21 protein-coding genes are annotated in these 23,849 nt (G+C 34.6%); 1 reads left to right on the top strand and 20 read right to left on the bottom strand.

Features of this window, described 5'->3' with window-relative positions; translation table 11 throughout:
- Positions 1–33 precede the first annotated feature (33 nt).
- From ACWG42_RS12905 to ACWG42_RS12850, 12 genes are all read right to left on the bottom strand, one after another.
- Complete coding sequence (locus tag ACWG42_RS12905) at positions 34–1,212, bottom strand: hypothetical protein (protein WP_455792929.1); 1,179 nt, start codon at positions 1,210–1,212, stop codon at positions 34–36.
- Positions 1,196–1,690 (bottom strand): RNA polymerase sigma factor, encoded by a 495-nt coding sequence (locus ACWG42_RS12900; protein ID WP_455792927.1) that lies wholly within the window; start codon positions 1,688–1,690, stop codon positions 1,196–1,198. The genes ACWG42_RS12905 and ACWG42_RS12900 overlap by 17 nt, the downstream gene beginning before the upstream one ends.
- A gap of 75 nt (positions 1,691–1,765) precedes the next feature.
- On the bottom strand, positions 1,766–2,563 hold the full coding sequence (locus tag ACWG42_RS12895) for a C39 family peptidase (RefSeq protein ID WP_455792926.1): 798 nt from the start codon (positions 2,561–2,563) through the stop codon (positions 1,766–1,768).
- Positions 2,564–2,674: 111 nt separating this feature from the next.
- A complete protein-coding gene (dapA, locus tag ACWG42_RS12890; RefSeq protein WP_455792925.1) occupies positions 2,675–3,562 on the bottom strand; it encodes a 4-hydroxy-tetrahydrodipicolinate synthase in 888 nt (295 codons plus the stop codon).
- A gap of 17 nt (positions 3,563–3,579) precedes the next feature.
- Positions 3,580–4,047 (bottom strand): PTS sugar transporter subunit IIB, encoded by a 468-nt coding sequence (locus ACWG42_RS12885; RefSeq protein WP_455792923.1) that lies wholly within the window; start codon positions 4,045–4,047, stop codon positions 3,580–3,582.
- A complete protein-coding gene (locus ACWG42_RS12880; RefSeq protein ID WP_455792921.1) occupies positions 4,044–5,129 on the bottom strand; it encodes a PucR family transcriptional regulator in 1,086 nt (361 codons plus the stop codon). The genes ACWG42_RS12885 and ACWG42_RS12880 overlap by 4 nt, the downstream gene beginning before the upstream one ends.
- Positions 5,130–5,277: 148 nt before the next feature.
- The gene (locus tag ACWG42_RS12875; protein WP_455792919.1) at positions 5,278–5,691 is read right to left on the bottom strand and encodes a PTS sugar transporter subunit IIA; all 414 of its coding nucleotides are present in this window, start codon (positions 5,689–5,691) and stop codon (positions 5,278–5,280) included.
- 8 nt (positions 5,692–5,699) lie between these two features.
- Positions 5,700–6,302 carry an SIS domain-containing protein gene (locus tag ACWG42_RS12870; protein ID WP_455792917.1) on the bottom strand — a complete coding sequence of 201 codons (603 nt, stop codon included), beginning with the start codon at positions 6,300–6,302 and terminating at the stop codon, positions 5,700–5,702.
- A gap of 10 nt (positions 6,303–6,312) precedes the next feature.
- Positions 6,313–7,242, bottom strand: coding sequence for a phosphoglycerate dehydrogenase (locus tag ACWG42_RS12865; RefSeq protein ID WP_455792916.1), 930 nt, complete (start codon positions 7,240–7,242; stop codon positions 6,313–6,315).
- A gap of 62 nt (positions 7,243–7,304) precedes the next feature.
- Positions 7,305–8,165, bottom strand: a complete 861-nt coding sequence (locus tag ACWG42_RS12860; protein ID WP_455792914.1) for a PTS system mannose/fructose/sorbose family transporter subunit IID — start codon at positions 8,163–8,165, stop codon at positions 7,305–7,307.
- Positions 8,162–8,908, bottom strand: coding sequence for a PTS mannose/fructose/sorbose/N-acetylgalactosamine transporter subunit IIC (locus ACWG42_RS12855; protein WP_455792912.1), 747 nt, complete (start codon positions 8,906–8,908; stop codon positions 8,162–8,164). The genes ACWG42_RS12860 and ACWG42_RS12855 overlap by 4 nt, the downstream gene beginning before the upstream one ends.
- Before the next feature lie 14 nt (positions 8,909–8,922).
- Positions 8,923–9,405 carry a PTS system mannose/fructose/N-acetylgalactosamine-transporter subunit IIB gene (locus tag ACWG42_RS12850; protein ID WP_455792911.1) on the bottom strand — a complete coding sequence of 161 codons (483 nt, stop codon included), beginning with the start codon at positions 9,403–9,405 and terminating at the stop codon, positions 8,923–8,925.
- Positions 9,406–9,706: 301 nt separating this feature from the next.
- Between ACWG42_RS12850 and ACWG42_RS12845 the strand changes: the two genes are divergently transcribed.
- Positions 9,707–10,345 carry a ketohydroxyglutarate aldolase gene (locus ACWG42_RS12845; protein WP_455792910.1) on the top strand — a complete coding sequence of 213 codons (639 nt, stop codon included), beginning with the start codon at positions 9,707–9,709 and terminating at the stop codon, positions 10,343–10,345.
- Positions 10,346–10,382: 37 nt separating this feature from the next.
- On the opposite strand, the gene ACWG42_RS12840 is transcribed toward ACWG42_RS12845, so the two are convergent.
- The 8 genes from ACWG42_RS12840 to ACWG42_RS12805 all read right to left on the bottom strand — a co-directional run bounded on the left by ACWG42_RS12840 (position 10,383) and on the right by ACWG42_RS12805 (position 23,620).
- The gene (locus ACWG42_RS12840; protein WP_455792908.1) at positions 10,383–11,636 is read right to left on the bottom strand and encodes a zinc-binding dehydrogenase; all 1,254 of its coding nucleotides are present in this window, start codon (positions 11,634–11,636) and stop codon (positions 10,383–10,385) included.
- 3 nt (positions 11,637–11,639) lie between these two features.
- Positions 11,640–12,575: a 1-phosphofructokinase gene (gene pfkB / locus ACWG42_RS12835; protein WP_455792906.1), complete on the bottom strand. Its 936-nt coding sequence runs from the start codon at positions 12,573–12,575 to the stop codon at positions 11,640–11,642.
- A complete protein-coding gene (locus ACWG42_RS12830; protein WP_455792904.1) occupies positions 12,572–13,324 on the bottom strand; it encodes a PTS sugar transporter subunit IIA in 753 nt (250 codons plus the stop codon). The genes pfkB and ACWG42_RS12830 overlap by 4 nt, the downstream gene beginning before the upstream one ends.
- Positions 13,321–15,420 carry a BglG family transcription antiterminator gene (locus tag ACWG42_RS12825; protein WP_455792902.1) on the bottom strand — a complete coding sequence of 700 codons (2,100 nt, stop codon included), beginning with the start codon at positions 15,418–15,420 and terminating at the stop codon, positions 13,321–13,323. The genes ACWG42_RS12830 and ACWG42_RS12825 overlap by 4 nt, the downstream gene beginning before the upstream one ends.
- A gap of 17 nt (positions 15,421–15,437) precedes the next feature.
- A complete protein-coding gene (locus ACWG42_RS12820; protein WP_455792900.1) occupies positions 15,438–16,808 on the bottom strand; it encodes a PTS mannitol transporter subunit IICB in 1,371 nt (456 codons plus the stop codon).
- Between the two features lie 256 nt (positions 16,809–17,064).
- On the bottom strand, positions 17,065–17,367 hold the full coding sequence (locus tag ACWG42_RS12815; protein WP_455792898.1) for a hypothetical protein: 303 nt from the start codon (positions 17,365–17,367) through the stop codon (positions 17,065–17,067).
- Between the two features lie 42 nt (positions 17,368–17,409).
- Positions 17,410–18,594 (bottom strand): AfsR/SARP family transcriptional regulator, encoded by a 1,185-nt coding sequence (locus ACWG42_RS12810; RefSeq protein ID WP_455792896.1) that lies wholly within the window; start codon positions 18,592–18,594, stop codon positions 17,410–17,412.
- A 247-nt stretch (positions 18,595–18,841) separates the two neighbouring features.
- On the bottom strand, positions 18,842–23,620 hold the full coding sequence (locus ACWG42_RS12805) for an InlB B-repeat-containing protein (RefSeq protein WP_455792895.1): 4,779 nt from the start codon (positions 23,618–23,620) through the stop codon (positions 18,842–18,844).
- Positions 23,621–23,849: the final 229 nt, after the last annotated feature.

The following is a 23,849-nucleotide window of genomic DNA, read 5'->3' as shown; positions in this document are numbered from 1 at the left end:
ATGAAAGACCTTCGAAAGAGGCAATTTCCTGATCTAATGAAAAGTTAAACTTGTATCTGATAGCTTCAAGTCTAAGTATGTTGATGAAATTGCTGGAATATAATAAATTCCGTAATGTTTCATCCCTTCTATCGGTATGATAAGTCCATCTTCCATCTCTGCATATACTCTATAATAAGGCGATAAATAATCAAAAGTAGGATCATCCAAATAGACTATCTCCATAAATGTTATATCTGCACCTTGTGCTGGAGGAAGAGAGTTAGAAATATACTGACCTTCCATAAACAAACTTTTCGCTTTATCGATGGATATAATTGGATAATCACCAAGTTTTTCTTCTACAGGAGTGATACCAATTACAACGTTTATATAAGATTCAGAATCATTAAACCCAACCTTTCTAAAGCTATATGAAAAAATTGTATCTTCTATTGTTTTTTTCTCATCATAGATAGAGTAGTTCCATTTTTGTTCACGAGTATTATCAAATCTACAAGAAACATTTGGTTTCGGATTTGTTAGATCTAATTCCTCTTTAAAATAATTTGCGAACTTCAGAGCCACTTTTTCAGCTTCCTCTTGATTCGAAGCAGTAAAATCAAGATTTTTATCCTTCAACTGTTCTTTCTTGATATATATTTCTACTTCACCTCGATGATTAACATTAATATTTCCCTCTTTATAATGTGCCTCAACAAAAGTCGAGAATCGCATAATCTTTTCTGCTTTTTCACTAAAATGAAATATTTTTCTATAATCTTCAATTATTTTATCTATCTGCTCTTCTTTCAGTTCACCTCTTAAAATCGTATCTCTTCCATCTGTAAGATATCCATTTTTATAAACAGGAAGTGTTTTATTCGAGTAGTCAAGTATCGGATTACTCTTTCCAAAATATGACGCATCTGGTAACATAACTCCCGCAAATCCGAATCCGACAACATTGTTTTGTGTAATCGCAATTTTAGGAAGTTCCTTAAAAGACTGCTTAACTTCATTAGGCTTTTCTATCGATTGATTCTCTTTAAATGATGAAAACATAAGGTATCCCGATATTATAAGTAGTAAACAAGCACCAACAAGCGCATACCGTCTGGTATGAAATTTATGTTCTTGCGCATTTTCAATATTTAATATCCATTCTTCTTTTTTAGATTCTTTCATCTTTATGGTATCTATTTCTTTTCGATAATCACTCCAATTCATCATCAAATTCTCCTTTCATCAAACCTTTTAGTTTCTTCCTCCCTCTGTGTAACCATGAAGCAACAGTGGCTTCTTTTACATCATATATTTTCGCAATTTCCACAATACTATAGCCTTCATAATAAAACAGATAAATTGCTCTTCTGCTTCCTTGAGGTAACTTTCTTATATATGGCAATAAAACAAAGGCTTCCTCCTTTTGTTCCTCGACATTCATATAATTCTCATTCATCTGTGAAATTCTTCTTTTCCACCAACTTTTATGTACATCTTTCACCTCATTAGAAGCGACACGAATAAGCCATGCTTTTTCATGATTATCATCCTGAAATTCAGGAGCTTTTTGCATATATTTTATGAATGTATTTTGTACAATATCTTCTGCATCACTTAAAGAAAGTGAATCGTGCAAAACAAGGCGCAACAAAAGATCACTATAGGTGTTCACAACTCTTTGGATATCGTTTCTATTCTCCCTCATGGCACTCCCTCAACTTCTTCCTTATACAAGGATAAGAAATTTATGATTTATAAAATTATCATAACACAAAATATACTACCAAATATAAGCAGGTTCTACATTTTCTATGATGGCTCGTTCTAATTCCTCTGGTGTAAAAACTTTCACACCTCCATATTGTGTATCCTGTACCTCATAGTAAGGGTCGATGATATAATAAAAGGCTATTTCATTACTATTCCTTTTTAAGATATAGCCATTACATACTACAAAATGATTCGCTCTTACTTGTTCAGGATATAAGGTATTCAGATTAACAGCCAATATGCTAGGATAACCCTCTTGAATATTTTGTTGCAATCGAGTATGAATGGAAGAAAGCACATCAGGATTTGTTTCACTTACATTAAGTGTTTGAACTCGATATCCACTTTCAGAACCGATAACCTGCTCTTTCTGAAATATATATCTATTTAATATTCGGGCCATATCAACATATTCTGTTCCTGTAATTGCTACTGTGTTCATTTCATCTGCAAGTTCTTTTTGTGTTTTTGAAATGAGAAAATGATCCAACACCATTTGTACAACTGCTGGTCCACAATAGAACGAATTTTCTTGGATACTTTGTTTCATATCAACAATTATCTTCTCTCCTATTTCTATACCATATAAGGTTGAATTTGTATTGCCCTGTGGCTCATCTTTCTGTGCTTCTTTTTTATTACTTGATGTCTTTTCCTCTTTTGTTTTATCCTGTTGCTTCTTTGTTTTCTCATGTTCTTCCTTTGTCTTATCCTGTATTGTATTCTTTCTTTCTACTTCATGAGTTACGCAAGCACTCAACAATATACAAAAAGTAGACAAGCATATACACAATAAAATCTTTTTCATTTTGATATCACCTCTCTACCTTATATACGAGACACCATTACAAAACATTGCATTAGATTTAAAATATTTTTATTTATATTACAAAGAAAAAAAGCGAACCTTTCGGAACGCCTATGCTAGATGATAATATGCTAACATTTCTTTGATTTTCACATCATCCTCTTTTGTACATTCACGTACAGGTTTTCTTGCAGGTCCTACTTCCGCAATACCAGCTAATTCTACTGCACGTTTCATAACACTTGGTACAGTCCCAAGTGGAAGAACACCGCGAATGACATCGATATCTTTTTGTAGTTTTTCTGCAGTTTGTGTATCACCTGTATGAAGTGCATTATCTAATCCTACCACAACATCTGTAATGGCATTACTTGTTCCTGCCACTGCACCAGTTGCGCCAAGGGCATACCCAAAGCTAATTTTAGAATCAGAACCAATCAAAACTGAGAAATCTTTTTTCTTACTGATTGCACAATATGCTTTTAGGTTGTCTTCATTTCCACTACTATCTTTGATTCCTTTGATATTTTTAATATCTGCTAAACGCTCAGCTATTTCTGGGGTAATGTTACATCCAGTTGCTTTTGGAATATTATATAGGATAATAGGTAGATTAACGTGTTCTGCAACTTCTTTAAAGTGTTCGTAAATTTCTTCATCTTTTGGTTTTAAGAAATATGGAGTAATGATACTTAATGCATCTACACCTATCACTTCCATCTCTTTTGATAGAGCGATGGTTTCTGCTGTTGAACAACATCCGGTTCCCGCAAATACTGGAACACGTTTGTTTACCATGCGAACGACTTCTTTCGCAAAATCTACTTTTTCCTGATAGCTCATTACATGGAATTCTCCATTACTTCCAAGAATGAAAATACCTTTTACACCTTTTTCAATCAAGTGATTGATCAATTTTTCAGTTGCTTCATAATTTATACTTTGCTGATCATCACGATGAAATGGAGTGACAATCGGGGTAATAATTCCTTCAAACATAACAGTTTCCTCTTTTCTTATTTTTTAAATATAGAATAATCTTTGTTATCGAATGGGGCTGTTTGAAAAAACAGTTTGATTCCCTGTTCTTGTATATATCGAATATATCGAATCTCTTCTTCATTAAAATAATCTGACAAACTTTTCATCATCATACGACTTGCTGGATATGGCAGCTGTAGTTCGTTTGTACGAAAGCCTGCTTTTACTGCTTCATAAGCGACATTTAAATTAGAGAAAATAACCATCGCCTTAATGTGACGATCGCCTTTTATAAACTCTAAAAATTGTTCGACTGAGAAAATCTTTACGCGCATTGTTTTCGGCAAACAAAGCTGCATTACATCCGCTAGAAAAGGATCATTTACATAATCAGGGTCCACGATTAAAACATTGTCCGCATCTATGAACTGATTCCAATTTAATGCCACTGTCGCATGTAATAATCGTTTATCTATTCTGGCAAGTTTTATTGTTATGCTCATGCTTCATCACCTACCTGTACTTGTTTCTGATGTTCCCCTAACGCATTGGCAATTAACGTCAGAAGAATTTTTCCTTGAAAGCTTCCTCTCACATCGATTTGAAATATCTCTTCATATTTCTTAAGCTTATAGATCAGTGTATTCTTATGTAAGAATAAATCATCTGCCGCCTGTGTTAGATTGAAATCATTGATATAAAGCTTATCGCTAATTTCAATCAATTCATTTACATCGACGTTTTTTCCCATATCCTTATAAACATCATAAATTTCTCGAATATCATGTACCAGTATCTTAGACATAAAGTATTCATATAAGTAATCTGTAAAGAATACTGGGACATTCTTGTCATAGTTTGCTTGTGAGCGAAGCCACAAACAATTTTGATAACTGACAGCGTACTGTCGTATCTTTTTTTGTATGGATCCTACAAAGAAGTAACAATCTTGCATATCCCATTCCTGCAAACTTCTTACGTACTCTCTGATAAAGGGTTTATATTCACCAGTTGTTTTAAATGCTTCTGGTAAATCTTTAAAAATTAAAAGTGATTTACTATTAAGTAAAGAATAGATAATTTCTTTACTATCAGGTTTCATCTTGAGCCTCATCACATCTTTCAAAATAAAACCATCATTCTTTATAACATAAATAGCAACTCTTGGTTTATTGGCATCTATTTCTAATTCATCCAATAAGGATAAAACATGATTTCGATCAAAGTTCTCGCTATTTAATATGTATTTTACTAATTCGTCATCTTTTGTGACTTTTTGATTCAATGTCGTTTGGTTAATTTCATACATCAAACGTACATATAAGGACTCATTTAACAGTTTGGATACCATACCTAAGTTTTCATCTTGACCAGAAACCCACAAGTATCCAAATTCTTGTCCTTTTACAGTAATCTCATAAAACATATTGTGTACATCTGGATAGTGTACATCGACATGTCTTCCGATTTCTGCCTTATTACTACAAAGCGTTACTACCATTTTATCATTGATAAGTCCAATGGTATAGCGATTATTCTCTTGTACAACGTTTATAAACTCTTCAAACACTTCACCTATCAGCATAAATTACTCCTTTCTGAAAACAGACAATGATTCCTTTTACATGTCCATTCCAAATTATGCTTCTGGTGACACACAACCAACGTTGTGTCCCCGCGTCACGCTTACATAGAAATTATAATTCATGGCATGAATGTTTGTCTAGCACACGTTATCCTTCCAGTTGTTTATTTGTATGAACACAGCTTTCTTTATGGGTTTGCATACTCTCTTCAATGATTTTTTCTATCGTTACATCCGCCTCATCCATATTGGCAAGTTTTAAATATAAATCAATCAAGATTGGTAAATTCAAACCTGTTAATACTTGGTAATGATATTTTTTACTCATCACCGTAAATACATTGCAAGGAGTGCCTCCGTACAAGTCTACTAGTACAATGGTAAGTCCTTCTTTCTTTGCCATGGTTTCATCTACCAATTTCATATAATCTTCAAATGAATATTCTGGTAAAAGAGAACAACACTCTACATTTTCTAACGCTCCTGCAATCATACGTGCAGAGTTTACGAGTTCTTCTCCAAATCTTCCATGTGTACCGATTACAATATTAAAGTTTTCCATAATGTCTCCTATTTTTGTAGTTCACGTATACTTTGACCCAAGCTTCCACCTGGATGCCATTTTACGTACTGATCTAAATTTAATCCTTTTTCTTCCTGCAATACTACGCTTAAGCATTGTAAGATGATAATCTCTGCTAGGATGGATGCTCTTGGAGGTTTGTTTAAGTGATCTCCTTCTTTATCTACATGTGCACATAAACATACTTCACTTGCTTTTGCGAGTGTAGATTGTTTATTCCCTGTACAACTAATGATATGAGCTCCATTCTTGATGAGGGTGTTTACAGTTGCCTCTAACTCTACTGTTTCCCCACTATTACTAATCGCAATTACAACGTCTCCTGGCTTTACTTGACCACTAGAACCATGTACTGCTTCTGTTCCATGTAGTTCATAAGCACTTGTACCTGTAGAGGATAGTAAGGATGCGACATACCCTGCAACATGTCCTGGTTTCCCTATCCCTGTCACATGTACACGGCCACCTTTTTGTTCACTATCGATAATAATCTTCGCTGCTTTCTGCACACTTTCAATGTCCAATGACGCAATACTTTTCCCTAGTTCATGTTCCATTGTTTGCAGATAGTCTTTTATACATTCTACCATATGTTCACCTCTAACCTAATAGTTGTTCCAAAATAATTTGCGTTGACATTTCACATGTACGCATTTCTGATTCAGCACTTCTTGCGGCAGTATGTGGTGTTAATAAGAAATTATCTAACGCTACTAATTTATCATCTGCTGCAGGTGGTTCACTGCTATAAACATCAAAGCATGCACTACGTATTTCTTTCTTCACAAGAGCTTCATATAAGGCTTCTTCATCTACGATTCCACCACGTGCTGCATTTAGAATACATGCTTCTTTTTTCATCTTCTTAAATTCATTAGTCGATAACATATTACGTGTTGAATCAAGTAATGGAACATGTAATGAAATATAATCACAAGTCGTAATAATTTCTTCTAAATCACATACCTTTACATTGTGTTTTTTTGCTTCTTCTGCTGGTATTTCAAATGCATCATAAGCAACGACTTCCATTCCTAATCCATTCGCAAAATCACTAAGATACTTACCAATCATTCCAAATCCAATAATCCCTAATTTCTTACCATTGATCTCTCTTCCTGTTGGCTTGTTCCATTTGTGATCTTTCACATCCCTGATGGATGTGTATAAGTTTTTAGCTTCCGCAAACATCATCGCAACCACATGTTCTGCTACAGATTTTGAATTAGAACCAACACAACGTCCTACAAAGATACCTCTTTCTTTTGCATACTCTAAATCGATGTTATCTGTACCTACACCAAATTTACATACTGCTTTTAGATTTGGACATCCTTCCATCATGTCCTTATCCATGTTATCTACACCTACAATAATTGCATCCACATCTTTGGCCAATTCTTTAAATTCTTCATGTGTATATGCAATTCCTGTTGCATTGTAATGTACATCCAATCCTTTTGACTTCATCAATTCTACTTGATCAAGTCCAACGTTGGCAAACCCACGAGGGGTAATCAATACTTTCATCGTTTCATTTCCTTTCGCTTTTTAAAATAGACCCAAAGTATATACAATGGGTCTTTCGTTTCTTATATAACTTTGAAGAAAGTTAATACGATCGCAATGATCATTGTGTAAATCATCAAACGAATGTATTTAGGTCCTCTCTTCGTAATGTATAAGTACATTCCCATTACAACTACGAATGGAAGCATGTTTGGTAAGATACCATTTAATATCTCTTGTAATTTCACAACGGTATTCCCACTTGTAAATTCAACGATTGTTTGTACTTTTATGTAAGATGCACTTAAACATCCAATCATAAATAGACCTACAATACTTGCGATATCAATGACTTTCTTAATAGCACCAGAGTGTAAAATTTCAAGTACAGAGTTCTTTCCTAAAGAATATCCTTTATTGAATAAGAACCAAGACCATCCAAAAGACCAAGCCATATAGATTAAACCTGGAATGAATGCCGCAATGACACTTCCTTCCAATGCCATAGGAACAAAGATAGCAAGTGGAATTGTTGCGACAATCCCTTGGTCAACACTATCCCCAATACCAGCTAATGGTCCCATTAAACCTAATTTTAAAGACTGAATAACTTCTGGAGAAATATCTTCATGTCCTAATGCACGTTGTTCTTCTAGAGAAATGGTAATCCCATGAATTACACTTCCCCAGTCACAGTTTGTATTAAACATAGAATGATGACGAGTCATTGCATTCTGTAATTCTTCTGGATCATTTTTATAAAGCTTACGTAGGATTTTGTTCATAGAATAACCAAATGCCAATGCTTGCATACGGTCAAAACTTACTGGAACCTCTACTGCTAGAGTCCATTTCCACCATGATTTTAATAAATCACTTTTCGTAATAATTGTTTTCTTTTCTTCAACTGCATCATTTACAGTATTGTTTACGACTTCACTCATGCGATTTCCTCCTCATCATTCTGTTTGAATAAGGACACGATCATCGCAAGACATAATGCAATGACAGCACCTGTTAACATTGAGAATCCCATTACTGAGTATAGGAAGAATCCTAATACAAAGAATGGCAAGTATTTCTTTTTACCCATAACTACTAATGTTAAGGCAAACCCTAATCCTGGAAGCATATTACCAGCATTTGTTAAACCATTCATTGCCCAAGTTGGAATTACGTTGATAAAGGTTTGCACAACGCTTGAACCAAACAATGTAGCGATGAATACTGGTGTGAAATATAAGACACCATTTGTTAACCAAGGTAATACAAATGAGAATAGTGATAATTTATCGTACTGTTGTGTAGCCACGTAGTTATCTGCTTTTGTATTGTAGAATGAGTTGATGGTACGACGAACGTTGTTGATCAATACACCTAACACACCAAATGGAACTGCCAAGGCAACCGCTGCACCTGGATCTAAATTATTCATGATTGCGGCTGGAATCGCGATACATGTCGCAAGACCTTGATCACTTGGAATATTTCCACCTGCTTCGATACCGCCCATATACATTAACTGAATAGTTGCACCATATAACAATCCTGTTTGAACATCCCCAAATACTAACCCAATGAATACCCCAAGTACGACTGGTTTACGGAAGGCAAATGAGAAGAAGTAACTTGCTCGTCCCATTGAAATCCAGTAAATGAGTCCTACTAATATTGATTGAATAACCATTTCTAATCCTCCTCTTATAATTTAGCTACTGCTTTTTGTAATGTTTCTGATGGATAATCTGGAGTAGTTTGGAAGTAGATTTCAATTCCCTTAGCTTCTAATCCCAACAATACATCCGCATCTACACGATCTAGTGTAATCGCATTGTTTACAGCTTTTCTTCCTGGTCCTCCACCAAGTCCACCAATTTGAACCTTATCTAGTTTAAGTCCAGCTTCTACCGCATTGTTTAGTTCATGAACTCCCTTGAACAATACCATAACGCGATTTTTGTCAAACGCACCTTCTTGTTGTAGTTTGACTGCTTGTTCTACTGCAACGATTGTAATTTTCACTCCTTTTGGAGCGGCCATCTTAAATACCTCTTGCATAAACATATCGTTACTTAATGCTGTGTCAATTGTGACAATTTCATTGATTTGACATTGTGTGAGCCATCTTGTGATGACCTGTCCGTGAATGAGTCGAAAGTCAACTCTTGTTAGTTCTATTCCCATGTTGAATACCTCCTTACACCTAATATGATACTGTAATCGCTTTCAACTGACTATGTTCAAACAAACTAAAAAGATAGACTTGTTTTTGTTCAAGTGCACAAAGAACAAAATCCATCTATCTTATTTCTTTCTATATATTTATATATACGCGATAACTAAAGGCTTTTTATACATTTTATGGAAATCGTACAAACAAAAAAATTTGTGTATTTGACCAAAGAACACCCTAAACTTTCGTTCATACGTCAATTGAAAAGTACCACTTCCACTCGTATGATTAAAGCATAGGAGGATTTAGATTATGAATATGAAAAAAATGAACATCACAAAACAGATGGTAGCATCTGGTGCCCTTGCAATCGTAAGAGCGGAAACAATAGAACGCGCGTGTGAAATCGCACAAGGATGTATCGATGGTGGAGTTCCCGTTATGGAAATGAGCTATACTTTAAATAATGCAGGGGATATCATTCAAGGATTAACACAACGTTTCAAAGACAAATTATGTGTAGGAGCTGGGACTGTTTTAGATAGTGAAACAGCACGCCATGCCATATTACATGGTGCACAATTTATCATCGCTCCAAACTATGATGAGGGTGTCGCAAAGATGTGCAATCGATATCAAATTCCTTATGCACCTGGATGTACTTCTTTGAGTGAATGCATTGATGCATTAAGTAGTGGAGCAGCCTTCGTAAAAGCATTCCCTATCTCTGATTTCTATGGTCCAAAATTGGTGAAAGTATTCAAAACACCGATTCCAGATATGCCAATTCTTGCGAGTGGTGGAATCACGTTAGATAACCTTACTACATGGTTGGAAAATGGTGTAGATCTTTGTGGTTTTGGTGGTTTATTAACCAAAGGAACAAGCGAAGAAATCGCAGCTAACGCCAAAAAAATTCACGATATTATTCAAGCATATCGAACAAAGTAAAAGATCGATGACAGCACTAAGCCGTCATCGTTTTTATCTATTTAGTAAAATGTTCTAACAACATTTTTTCAGCTTCTACACTCCACAAACCTTTGTTCTTTTTACAAACCGCATCAAGTTCTTTAAAGAATGGATCACGTTCTCCCATTTTTCCAAAATCATCAATCGCAGTCATTGGCATTTCAATGTGTGTATATACAAGTTTTTTACCACCAGGTACATCAGGTAAGTTCTTTGTAGTCTCTACTACAGAATCCAAACCACCAATATGGGTAATCATAACAGCTGATTGAATCATACCCTTAGCTTCTTTTTCAATCGCTTCTTTCATATCATCGATTGTTCCACCTGTAGAACCAATCACTTTACTTCTTGAATAGTGTGAGTCGTATAAGTTGATCATGGCAGAGAATTTTGGATCAGTAGGACCTGCAAATAAGTTCATACATCCATCGTATGCCATCAATTTATTCCCCATTTCACATACCGCTACATTTGGAATATATACAAATACATCATCGTATCCTTTTCCATCTGTAATTGCCATTAATTCTTCTACCGGATCTTTCATATTTGCCGTATTCACATACAGCAATTCTACTCCATGCGCACGTGCTTCTTCTTCAGAAATCACTTCGCGAGCTCTTTCAATACGAGCATCATTTACTTCTGTAACTACGATACGTTTAGGTTTATTTTCATACGTTAATCCATAACTGATTGCCCCTAATCCCATTGGTCCACATCCACCAAGAATGATGATATTACCATCCGTTTTTGTCCCCATGATGTGTTGGTATTCACCAGGTACGGTATGATAATTGGTATGATATCCACCAATTACACAACTCACTGGTTCTGCCACACTACTTGCGAAATATCCTTCTCCATCAAATGTCCATAAACATCCTGCCTCAATGATATCATTTGGAAATATACAATACGTTGTATCTCCACCACACCACTGATAACTATATCCTGGAGATTCCATTTGTCCTGGTATGGCTGGTTGTTGCGCAAACTTTTGTCCTACTTTGAATTGATGTTGCCATTTTTTTCCTACTTCTACGATATCTCCTGCAAATTCATGTCCAATAATGATTGGGTTATCATAGACATCGTTTGGAACACGTTTATGGTTCGCACCTTGTTTTACCGTTTTCCAAGTTGACATACAAATACTATCAGAAACAACTTTTACAAGTATTTCATCATCTTTAATCTGTGGTAATTCAAATTCATCTAAGCGAATATCATCAACTCCATATAATCGAACTGCCTTTGTTTTCATATCCTAGTCCTCTACTTTCGTAATTTGTACTTGTTTCATTAAATTTTCTACAACTTCTTTACTTGCTGGATTGGTTCCTTCTGTCATAACTGCACCTGCACTTGTCGCAACCGCAAGACGAATCAAATCTTCTAGTGCATATCCTTGTTCACTTGCATATGCAATCGCCGCAACCATCGCATCCCCTGCACCTACTGAAGAATGTGCTTGAATGCTTAATGCATTTGCTTGATACACCCCATCTTTACTAAGGAAGATGCTTCCTTCTCCTCCCATAGATACTACAACGAGTTTGGTTTCTTCATTTAATAAACCCTTTGCTTTTTGAATAATATCTTGATTGGTAAAGTTTTCATCCATTCCAAAATGAAGTGCTAATTCATATTTGTTCGGTTTTATAATCATCGGATGTGCTTGAATGCCTTCCTTAAACAATTCCCCATCCGCATCCAATATAACACTCGCTTGTTTTTCTTTAATCTTGTAAATCATATCTCGATAGATGCTTTTTTCAACACCTGGTGAAACGTTCCCTGATAAAACAACCAACGTAGTTTCATCGCATAGTGATAAAATCTTATCCATCAATGCTTGTATTTGTTCTCCTTGTATATAAGGTCCCGCTTCATTTAATTCTGTTAATTCACGTTGATCATCTAAGACTTTTAAATTCGTTCTTGTGGCACCTTCCACCCATACAAAGTCGCTTTCAATTTGCATATCCTGTAAGATACTTTGAATATATTCTCCACTATTTCCTGCTAGAAAGCCTGTACATAACGTCTTACCACCCAATGCTTGAATGGTCTTAGAAACATTAACACCTTTTCCACCCGCATCCATTCGTACATTACATAAACGATTCAATCCACCCACATGTAAGGTATCTACTTCGGCTGTTTTATCGATTGCTGGATTAAACGTTACCGTAATAATCATGCGCCATCACCTCTTGTTAAGATATCATAGATTGTATTGACATCCCCAGCTACAACTTTTTCCACTTCTTCCATATCTCCAAGTTTATCCGCTATGTTAGAAAGGATTTCCATATGTTCATCATTATTCGCAGCGATTCCGATCACAACACGAACAGTTCCTTCTGCCCATTTGATTCCTTCTGGATAAATCATAACTGCAATACCAGTCTTTTTCACACAGTCTTTTACTTCATATTCACCATGCGGAATCGCAATATCATTGCCAATATACACAGTTAAATCATGATCACGATTTAACATACCTTGGATATACCCTTCACTCACATAACCTGCTTTTACCAATACGTTTCCCATCGCCACAATGGCTTCATCACTATTTTCAGCCTTGCAGTTTAATAAGATATTTTCTTTTTCTAAAATTTTATTTTTTTCTTTTTTCGTAAACAACATGATTTCCTTCACGATCCTTTCATAACTTGCCTCATCCATGAATCCATCCAATTCCATATAGATTACATTTGGATAGCGTTTTTTTATTTGTGATGCGAAATTGCTGTGGGATATAATCATATCCACATCCTTCGGGAGTTCTTCTATCGCACAATTTCTAATGCGTATATCACACCCTACTTTTTTTAACTTCTTTTGTAAAATACCTGCGCACATAGCGCTAGAACCCATTCCCGCATCACATACAAAATAGATGCTCATGGATGGAGTTTGTGTATCATGACGTTTCAGTTTCATAAAGTATCCTCCAAACATTCCATCAGATACTCTTTTAGAATAGAGCTGATTTCCATTAGGATTTCCTCTTGTTTTCTACCCAGCACGGCTTCATAGAAACTATCATGATCAATCAATCCTCTAGAAATAACGGATAATATTTTTTGTTGTTGTATATCTTTTTTCTTATTTGCCAACAACACCATGATAAACTTCATCTTTGAAAAGTCATCACTCGTAAATACTTCTTTATTTGGATAATAGAAATGTAAGGCGCTTTTTTCTACTCCATCACTTAACGTGTGAAATAATGTAAATCCGAAATCTTCCATGACTACTTTTCCAAGTTTTTCTCGCTCTAAGATGTCCGTTTGTATTTGTTGTATCTGTTGTGTCTGTTCTCCATGATCCTTAGCAATCCTTAATATCATTTCCTCATAAGAGATTGTTTCATCAATAGAAGAACACTGTGTATGCTTCATCAATTGTAAGATACCTTCACTTAAGTTCTTTATATAAGTAACTTGTTCTATGAAATTTGTATTACTACTTTCAACCATCGGCTGTGTTTCACTTTGTAATTGTTCAAATGCTTTCTTTAGACGTTGTACATCTTCACCATTTAATAGAGGAGATACACAATACACATCTACACTTGTATTTGTCAATGGAAATGTTGATACTAATAACTCACAGTCTTGGTATTGATTCTTAACAACTTCATCCATGGAGAGTACATGCATATGAACTCCTTTTGGGAATGCTTTTTGGATACGAGCAGATAACATTGCGGAAACACCAATTCCACTCGCGCACACAACGCCAATTGTAATATCCCTTGTATGTTGTACACTTTGTCTTGTTCGTTCAAGAGAAGCCCCTACATGCATTGTAATGAAGGCTACTTCATCTTCACTTACCTCACATTGATATTGTGTTGTGATGTGTTTACATGCATTTCTTGTCTGTTCATATAAAGCGCTGTACATTTCCTTAATTTGATCCAACAATGGATTATATATTGGAAGATGATTCTTCAATCGAATAATAGTTGGTTCTAAATGCGTTAATAATCCTCGATAGAATTCTTCATCTTGTAAAAGCTGAATACGAATCTCTTCATCATAGCTTTTCAACATGTTCAAAATCAATTGATGAATCTTTTCTACTTCTTCTTGTTGCACATCGCTATATTCCACACTGGATATCTTAGATCCTTTGATATGAAGAGCAATGAAGGCAATCTCTGTTTTTGGAATATCAATATCGAATTCCAATTCTAAATACTGTGCCATCTTCTGTGCTTGTAGAAAACTTGCGTCTTCTTGAACCATGGCAAGTACTGCCTCATTATCCATGATTTCCTCTTTTTTGATAATACGATCGATAGCAATCACCAAATGTATAATCAGCCCAATATAAGAAGCTTGTGCATAACGATCAAGTGCTAATTCATGACGATAGGTTTGAAATACTTGTAAAATTCGTTCGAGTATTTCCTGGTTTAATAAGCGCATGATACTTTGTTGGTCATCTTTCATAAATATTTGTAGTAAGTCTTTGGAATCTAAATAATTCACCTCATCATAGACTTTACTTTTCTGAAGGGTTTCATGTAGCAGCGATGTCATTGCTTTTCGTACATCGCTTTCTTTACCAACAACCTCTACCCCTAAACCAGGTTTTCTACTCAATACTAGTTGATGTTCATCGAACCATTTCTCAACGTTGTCCAAATCATTAGAAATGGTTGCCTCTGATACTTGAAATAGATTTGCATAATGTAATAATTTTGTTAAAGTATCACTTCTTAATAATTCGAATATTAGTAGATGTTGACGTTCTTCTTTGTTGATGTATTCGATCCCTTGAATTTGTAATTCTAATAGTAATGCATCTTTCATCTCTTCACTGCCTTCTACATGGAGTCCTTTTCCACTCACATTTTCAAGGCGTAAATGATAACTCTTTAAATCTTGGTCTATATCTTTTAACTCTCTAAAAATTGTACGTTTACTTATTTTCATGAGTTGTGCCATGTCTTCCAATGGGACATACTCCTCCCTATGTGTTAAACAATGATGGAGTATTTTTTTCAGTCTTGAGGAATAGATCATGGCACTTCTCCTTTATTTTATGATTTTGTTAATTGGGCAACAATTTCATCATATTCACTACCGCCCATAAAGTTTGTAATCGGGAATATGATTGCGTTTGGACAATGTGTCTTAGCACGGTCCACTAATGATTTGTGTGTTACGATGACTTCTGTATCTTTTGGTACATCATCCAATGCATAATGTTGTACATGAATATCAAGTCCTGCATTTTTCAATTTCTTTGTTAAGGTCGTAGCACCCATAGCACTAGATCCCATACCAGCATCACATGCGAATACAACTTTTGAAAGAGAAACAGCTGTTTCTAATACACCCTTCGCATCACTTTTCATCATTTGTACTGCATTGCTTGCATTTTCAAGTGCTTTATCATCTTCACTTTGGCGAGTGAATTTTAAAATTACCATCGCTACTAAGAAGGATACTACACAAGATACTACAACACTTAGGATAACTCCTACATAACTATCTTTTGCACACATTCCTAAGACGGCAATAATACTTCCTGGTGATGCAGCAGATACAAGACCTGATCCCATAATTGTATTTACAAACACCCCAGACATACCACCAGCTATCACTGCAAGTAACGTAAGTGGATTCATTAACACATATGGGAAATAGATTTCATGTATACCACCTAAGAAGTGGATAAATACAGCTCCTGGTGCAGAACTTCTTGCGGCACCTTTTCCAAATACACAATACGCTAACAACAATCCTAAACCAGGTCCTGGGTTGGCTTCAATTAGGAAGAAGATAGACTTACCAGCTTCCGCAACTTGATCCATTCCAAGTGGTGTAAATACACCGTGATTGATCGCATTATTTAAGAATAATATTTTCGCAGGTTCTACAAGAACACTGGTTAATGGTAGCAAGCTTCTCTCTACTAAGAAATCTACACATGTTACCATAACATCTTTGATACCTAAGCAAATTGGTTCAATCGCAAAGCAACCAAAGATTGCCAAAAGTGCAGTTAATATACCAGCGGAGAAATTATTAATTAACATTTCAAATCCTGCTGGAATATGTCCTTCTAGAACACCATCTAATTTTTTAATAAGATATCCACCAAGAGGTCCCATAATCATTGCTCCAATAAACATTGGATCTTCTGTACCAGCTAAGACTCCCATCGTTGCCGCAGCCCCTACAATACCACCTCTTGTATCATAAATCATTTTACCACCACTATACGCAATTAGTGTTGGAAGTAAGAATCTTTGCATCGGCCCAACAATCCCAGCCAATTTCTCATTTGGTAACCAACCGCTTTCAATAAACAACATCGTAATGATACCCCAAGCGATGAAGACTGAAATATTTGGCATTACCATTCCACTTAGGAATCGCCCAAATCTTTGTACTTTTTCTTTCATAATACTTATCCCTTCTTTCTGTAAACATCTCTTTACACTTTCAGTATAATTTCGTGCAGAAAGAAATACAACAAAATGAAATTCATGTTTGTCAGTATGTCTTGTGACATATTTTAATAGCTCTTTATTTTTAATGTATATCACCATTATATATGATTTTTAACGTTATCAAAAGCCTTTCTATAAAGATACAAAAAAAGAAATCAAAACAATGTTCGATTTCTTTATTACGTATAAATAATTCTACTATAGTTTACTAACACATAGGAATTATGGAAGTATCTATTTTTAATGTATGTTCAAAAAATTTCCAAATCATCGATGTCTTTTGATTGATGATCGTACAAAAGAAGCGATGATGAACACCTGGATGAAAAATCAAAGGAATAAAAGTAGGTTGAGTAATCGCAACTCCATTTTGTAAATAAAGATACGTGTCATCTTCATTAATTGTAATGGTTTTGTTTTTAAGATTATCATATCCCCAATAAATAGAATATGATCCATCAGGATTTCTTGTTATCTCATCTAAGAAAATTTTTATATTTGTAGTTTTCATAGTTTTCCTCTTTTCCATCGATAAAGCTAGAAAGCTTCGAGATTATGCAACGAATTCTTCTTCGTTAAAATCTGTAATAGGAGAAATAAAGTAATGCAAACGCACTTCTTTTTCATTTGTGTTCTTATAAAACTTAGAAGTAATTCTTTGAATCACCATATACCCATTATCTACTGTTTCACATGGCAACAAGGCAATTACTTGTGTACGATTGATCTTTGAGAACACATCTCCACTTCTCAAACATCCAGACATAATCTTTTTCAATTTTGCGATAAACTGTTCTTGTCGTTTATCACTTTCTTTTGAATCCAATTGGAATAGTAACAAAAATATCTCTTTGTTATCACGTCTAGCATTATTCAACGACACTTTATAGATGTATTTAAACGTATCATAATCGCAATACATAGCCGATGGTTTTGTGGATATAGAGTTTAATCTCTTTTTTAACCCTACTACATCGATGATATTCTCATCTCTACTAGTAATCACCCGATACATCGACTTTAAGTGTATGGAAGGAGAATGACCTAATTCTCGTTCATACAATTCACTAATGTGTTGATACAATTCCATTGCCTTATTATACTCTTTTAAATTCATAAATGCTTTCATTTGATAAATATATGCATCATCATAAAACTCATCCATTTGAATCGCTTTTTCTATGATAGGCAAGAGTTCTTGTTCACGATTACTGTCCAAATAGCCTTCACAAACCAAGGAAAATGCTTTTTCATAGATATTGTGGTAATATGCGCGTACTTGTGTACTCCAATTCGCAGCGTCTGTTACAAAGAAGCGTTCTTTATACAATTCCAAAATCTTCTCAGCATAAGATAGGCTTTCTTTTTTTGAATTATTTTGATTTAGCATACGTGTATAATACTCATCTACACGTCCATAATCACATTCTAATTCAAAACCATCCGCAAATTTATATCCATTTTTTATGGTTGTGATTAAATTCATTCCTTGAAAGCATTCAATTTCACTAAGCGTTATACGCAAACGGAAAATTGTTTGCTTGAGTGAATTTAAAGGATCAGAAGCATCTTGCCACAATTCATCAATGAGTTCTTCTTTTGATATACACGCATTGTTGTATACTAGTAATTGAAGTAACCCACACATTTTTCGTGTCATGATTTTATCAAATGCGATTTCTTGTTGATTGAATGTTAAGGTGAATTCCTTAAACATCGTGACTTTAATTTGATCCATACTATACACCTACTCTTTGTAAGTTACACATTACCAGAAGTATAACTCTACTCATTTGTACATGTATTATAACAAATATAAGACTCATTGCGTACTTTAAATCATAAAATCATAAATCACCTCATCGAAATGCATATTTTTATTTAAAAATATACAATTTTCTAAGATATCCTAATAATAAACAAAAAGTAGATACCAGAATTAAATATTGATACCTACTTTTGTATACTACTAATTCTGTTAAGAATTATGCTTGAGCTGTAGCTTCTTCTTCGTCATCTTCCTTTTTCCATTTTTTCGCAAGTACTAATACGACTACTTGAACTAGTAGAATGGCAGCCATAAGAAGTGTCCATTTATCTACTAAAATCATAGGAAGGAAAATATTTTCTGTAAGTATAAATGTGATTACGGAACCTAACGCAACAACTGCGCCTGCGATCATTGTCCATTTTCTACGTTTATAAGCTATAGTTTCATCTTCATCTTCGTCCTCTTCTTCTTTTTTACGTTTTCCAAGAACGATGACGATTACTAATAATACTGTTAGAATACTGCATATCAAGTTAATTAATGCCCAAGATGCGCTGCTTTTTGCTTTTGGCGTATCATTATCATCTACCTTAACTTCCGGAGTATCGTTATCTGGTACAACGATTTCTGGTTCTTGAGGTGCTGGATTTGGCTGCACTGGCTGTACTGGTTGTACAGGTGCTGGTGGTGTAACTACAGGATCTGTTCTAACGATTGGAACAATCGGTGGAACTGGTGTAGTAGGTACGCCTGGTTGATTTGGAGTATCTGGTGTTACTGGTGTATCTGTATCTTCAGCTTCCCAAAGAGCGGTGATTGTTAAATCTTTAGTAACATTCGTAAATTCTAAATCCCAACCTAGGAATGTATATCCAACTCTTTCAGGATCTGTAGGAGCTGTTGCATCTTTTCCTACATATACGCTTTGAGTATCTAATACAGTTCCTAAGCCATTAACGAAAGTTACTGTATATTTCGTATTTTCAGTCCATTGTGCAACTAGTGTAACTTCTCCACCATCTGTAGCGATTAAATTCATTACTTCTTCTTCATCAGTGTATGTAGTACCTCTATATGTCCAACCTGTGAATGTATAGTTTTCTCTTACAAATGCATTTTTAGTAAGTTTTTGTTCTTGATCATATACAAATCCCTGGTCCGCTATAGTACCACTGTCTTGACCATTTCCATCAAATTTCACAGTGTATGTATTTGCTTCAAATACTGCATTTACTGTTAAATTTTCAGTTACATTCGTGAAGTCTTTATCCCAATTTTTGAAAGTATATCCTTCTTTTGTAGGATTAGCAGGTGCTGTTGCATCTTTTCCTACATATACAGTTTCTTCTTTCAATTCTGTTCCAAAACCATCCGTGAATGTTACATTAAATTTATCGTTTTCTTTCCATTGTGCCACTAGTGTAACTTCTCCACCATTTGTAGCAATCAAGTTCATTACTTCTTCTTCATCAGTGTATGTAGTACCTTTGTATGTCCAACCTGTGAATGTATAGTTTTCTTTTACGAACGCATTCTTAGTAAGTTTTTGTTCTTGATCATATACAAATCCTTGGTCCGCCATAGTACCACTGTCTTGACCATTTCCATCAAATTTCACAGTGTATGTATTTGCTTCAAATACTGCATTTACTGTTAAATTTTCAGTTACATTCGTGAAGTCTTTATCCCAATTTTTGAAAGTATATCCTTCTTTGGTAGGATTAGCAGGTGCTGTTGCATCTTTTCCTACATATACAGTTTCTTCTTTCAATTCTGTTCCAAAACCATCCGTGAATGTTACATTAAATTTATCGTTTTCTTTCCATTGTGCCACTAGTGTAACTTCTCCACCATTTGTAGCAATCAAGTTCATTACTTCTTCTTGATCAGTGTATGTAACACCTTTGTATGTCCAACCTGTGAATGTATAGTTTTCTTTTACAAATGCATTCTTCGTAAGGTTTTGAGCTTGATCATATACGAATTCTTGGTTCGCCATAGTTCCACTATCTTGACCATTTCCATCAAATTTCACAGTGTATGTATTTGCTTCAAATACTGCATTTACTGTTAAATTTTCTGTTACATTCGTGAAGTCTTTATCCCAATTTTTGAAAGTATATCCCTCTTTTTCAGGATTAGCAGGTGCTGTTGCATCTTTTCCTACATATACGGTTTCTTCTTTCAATTCTGTTCCAAATCCATCCGTGAATGTTACATTAAATTTATCGTTTTCTTTCCATTTTGCAACTAGTCTAACTACTCCACCATCTGTAGCGATCAAGTTCTTCACTTCTTGCTCGTCATTGTACTGCTTGTTATTATACTCCCATCCAAGGAATGTATGGTTTTCTTTAGTGAATGTGTTCTTTGATAGTGCTTGTGGTCTTCCATAGGTAAAATTTTGATTTTCCATTGTACCAGCAGTTTCACCATTACCATCAAACTCAACTACATATTTGTATGCGCGGAACATAGCAACTACAACTGTATCTCTCTGTACGTTAGTATATTTTCCATTCCAACCCTCGAATGAATAGCCTTCTCTTACAGGATTTTCTGGTGCTGTTGCATCCTCACCTTGATAAACCTCTTGATAACTCAATTGGTTTCCAAATCCATCTGTAAAAGTAACTTTATACTTGGCATCTTCTTTCCATTGAGCCACTAATGTAACTACACCATTTTTTTGAGAAGTTAAATTTTTAACTTCTTCTTCATTTTTGTATTTTTTACCGTTGTATAACCATCCATCAAAAGTATGATGTACTTTTGTAAAATTGTTATTATTTAATGCTTTAGTTTCATCATACGTAAATTGTTGATCATTCACTAAACCATCATTTGCACCATTTCCATCAAATTTCACAGTGTATATATTCGCTTCGAATTGCGCTGTTACTATTAAATTTTCAGTTACATTCGCAAAGCCTTTATCCCAACCTGTGAATGTATATCCTTCTTTTTTAGGATTCGTTGGTGCTATCGCATCATCACCTTCATTAACAGTATCTACTTTTATTGTTTTTCCTTTATCATCTACGAAGGTAACTGTAAATTGTTTTTTAGTTATCCATTGTGCATAAACTGTTATGTTATCTTTTACTTCAGTTGAAGTGGTAAAATATTCACCTTTTCCTTCTTTGTCTATAGTCCAACCAGCAAATATTTTATCATTAGGGATACCTTTAATTTCTGGCAAACTAGGGATCGTCATTGTGCTATGATCAACTGGTAGTACTGTAGTTTTCTCACCATTTTCTACTGTACCATATCCATTTGTATCAAATGTTACGTTTAACTGTTTCACAAAACGGAATGAAACTTCGTTGGTTTTATTTGCATCTTCTTCTGTAAATGTTTTTGTAATCGTTTTGTTATCTTCTTTATAAATGAAGTAAGTTTCTCCATCGATATCAATTTTATTTTTTGGAGAAATTTCATAAGGTATATGAAGTGCCTTGTTTTCAGTTAGTTTTTGTTCAAGAACCACGTATTGTCCATTTTCTTCAATTATGTTCCCACTTGCATCACTTAAGTAATAAATAACTTTCATATCTGCAGTAGACACATCTAAGGATGGTGTTGTCATCTCATGACCTGAATTTACTGTGTTACCGGTGTTAATCTCTTTATAACTTAAATTCGCTTTTTTATTTGTTGCGTATGCTCCCTCTTTGTTTAAAAGAGACTCATCATTACTCAAAAGATCATCATTCAATAATGTATCCTTCACTTTTACATAAAAGCGTAGTGTTTTCGTAGTTTCACGAATATCTCCTATTTTCCAAGTAATGGTTGATTTATCATCAGAAACTATGAAATTTTCGCTTCCAATTGCAACATCGTTTACTGTTGGAAAGTGTGTTTCATCTGTAAAATAATCAAAGTAATCTGTATTAATAACATCTTCAATCACTGCATCACTCGCAGCAACTTCAAATTGTTTGCGAAGTGATTCTAAAACTGTATTTAATTCACTAGGATCTGCAGATGTGTATAAAGTTTTACCACTATCTTTTGAAGCAATTTGTTTCAACATAGTAGCGTCTGCTTCACTGATTCCTGTACCTACTGTATAAATTGTAACTCCAGAAGCTTTCAGTTCTTCAGCGATTGCAAGTGCTGTGTTGTTATTACCATAATTAGGTTTTCCATCAGAAATCATTAAGATTACTTTACGGTTATTGCTTGATCCTAAGTATTCCTTAGCTTTATTCAATGCTACTTCATAATTTGTTTGACCTGCATTAGCTGGATATAAGCTATCTATTGCATTTGTAATTGTAGCTAAATTATTAGTGAAAGGTACCAAAGCGTTTTGTGTATTATTTGCTTCAGCTAAATCGTCTTCTGTAAGACCGAAATAACGATTGCAAATTTCATAAAACTCTGCTAAAGCAATATTCTTTTCTTCTTCTGTCTTTGCTTTTTCCACAGGACCATACATATTAAGGACATGTCTCATAGCAGGAATATTTGGATAACCAAATTCATCATAGATAAGCTTATGATTTTCGAAGAAATCTGTTGTAGTTTCATCTCCACTTGGTAATATCTCTTTTTTATGTAATGAATTTCCATCTATCAATACATCTGAGAATGGAATAAATGCAATATTATTACTGGCATTCTTTAACAAATTGGCAGATAATTGCTTAGCCGCAAGACTCGCATAATTCCAACGACTAGTCAAATATGTATTTCCATTAGCTTGAGGAGCTCCGCTTGAATTTTGCATACTTCCTGAATTATCGTAGACAATCGCAACATCAAGCGGTTCTTCTGCATTTTTCCCAGTTACATCAAAAGAAATTTCCGCAATTCCTTTACTATAGTCTACCCACTTAGCATTCTTGCTTTGTGTGACTTCTCCAGGATTCAATTCAACACTTGTGTTGCTATCTAATGCTAGAACATCTAAATTCATCGTTTGAAAAGTTAATACAAACGCCATTAGACATACTAGAACTTTCTTTATTTTTTTATACATATACAATACCTCCGCCTTATTTACAACCATATTATATGAAAGTAGAGGTTATATTTCGGTTATTTTTTATAATTACATAGTTTTTTTGCAATGCATTTCTTTTAGTAAATAAAAAAGATGTCCTGAAGGACATTCCGAAAGATTAAATTTCGCCTGTAGATATAGTATACTATCTATAGGTGATTTTTTTGATTAAAGACTCTTCTGTTTTCGCTAAAAAAGAACTTGC

This window comes from Amedibacillus sp. YH-ame10 (genome assembly GCF_053848885.1).
Note: the sequence above shows the minus strand (reverse complement) of the source record. Positions and strands in the feature narration are given on the sequence as shown.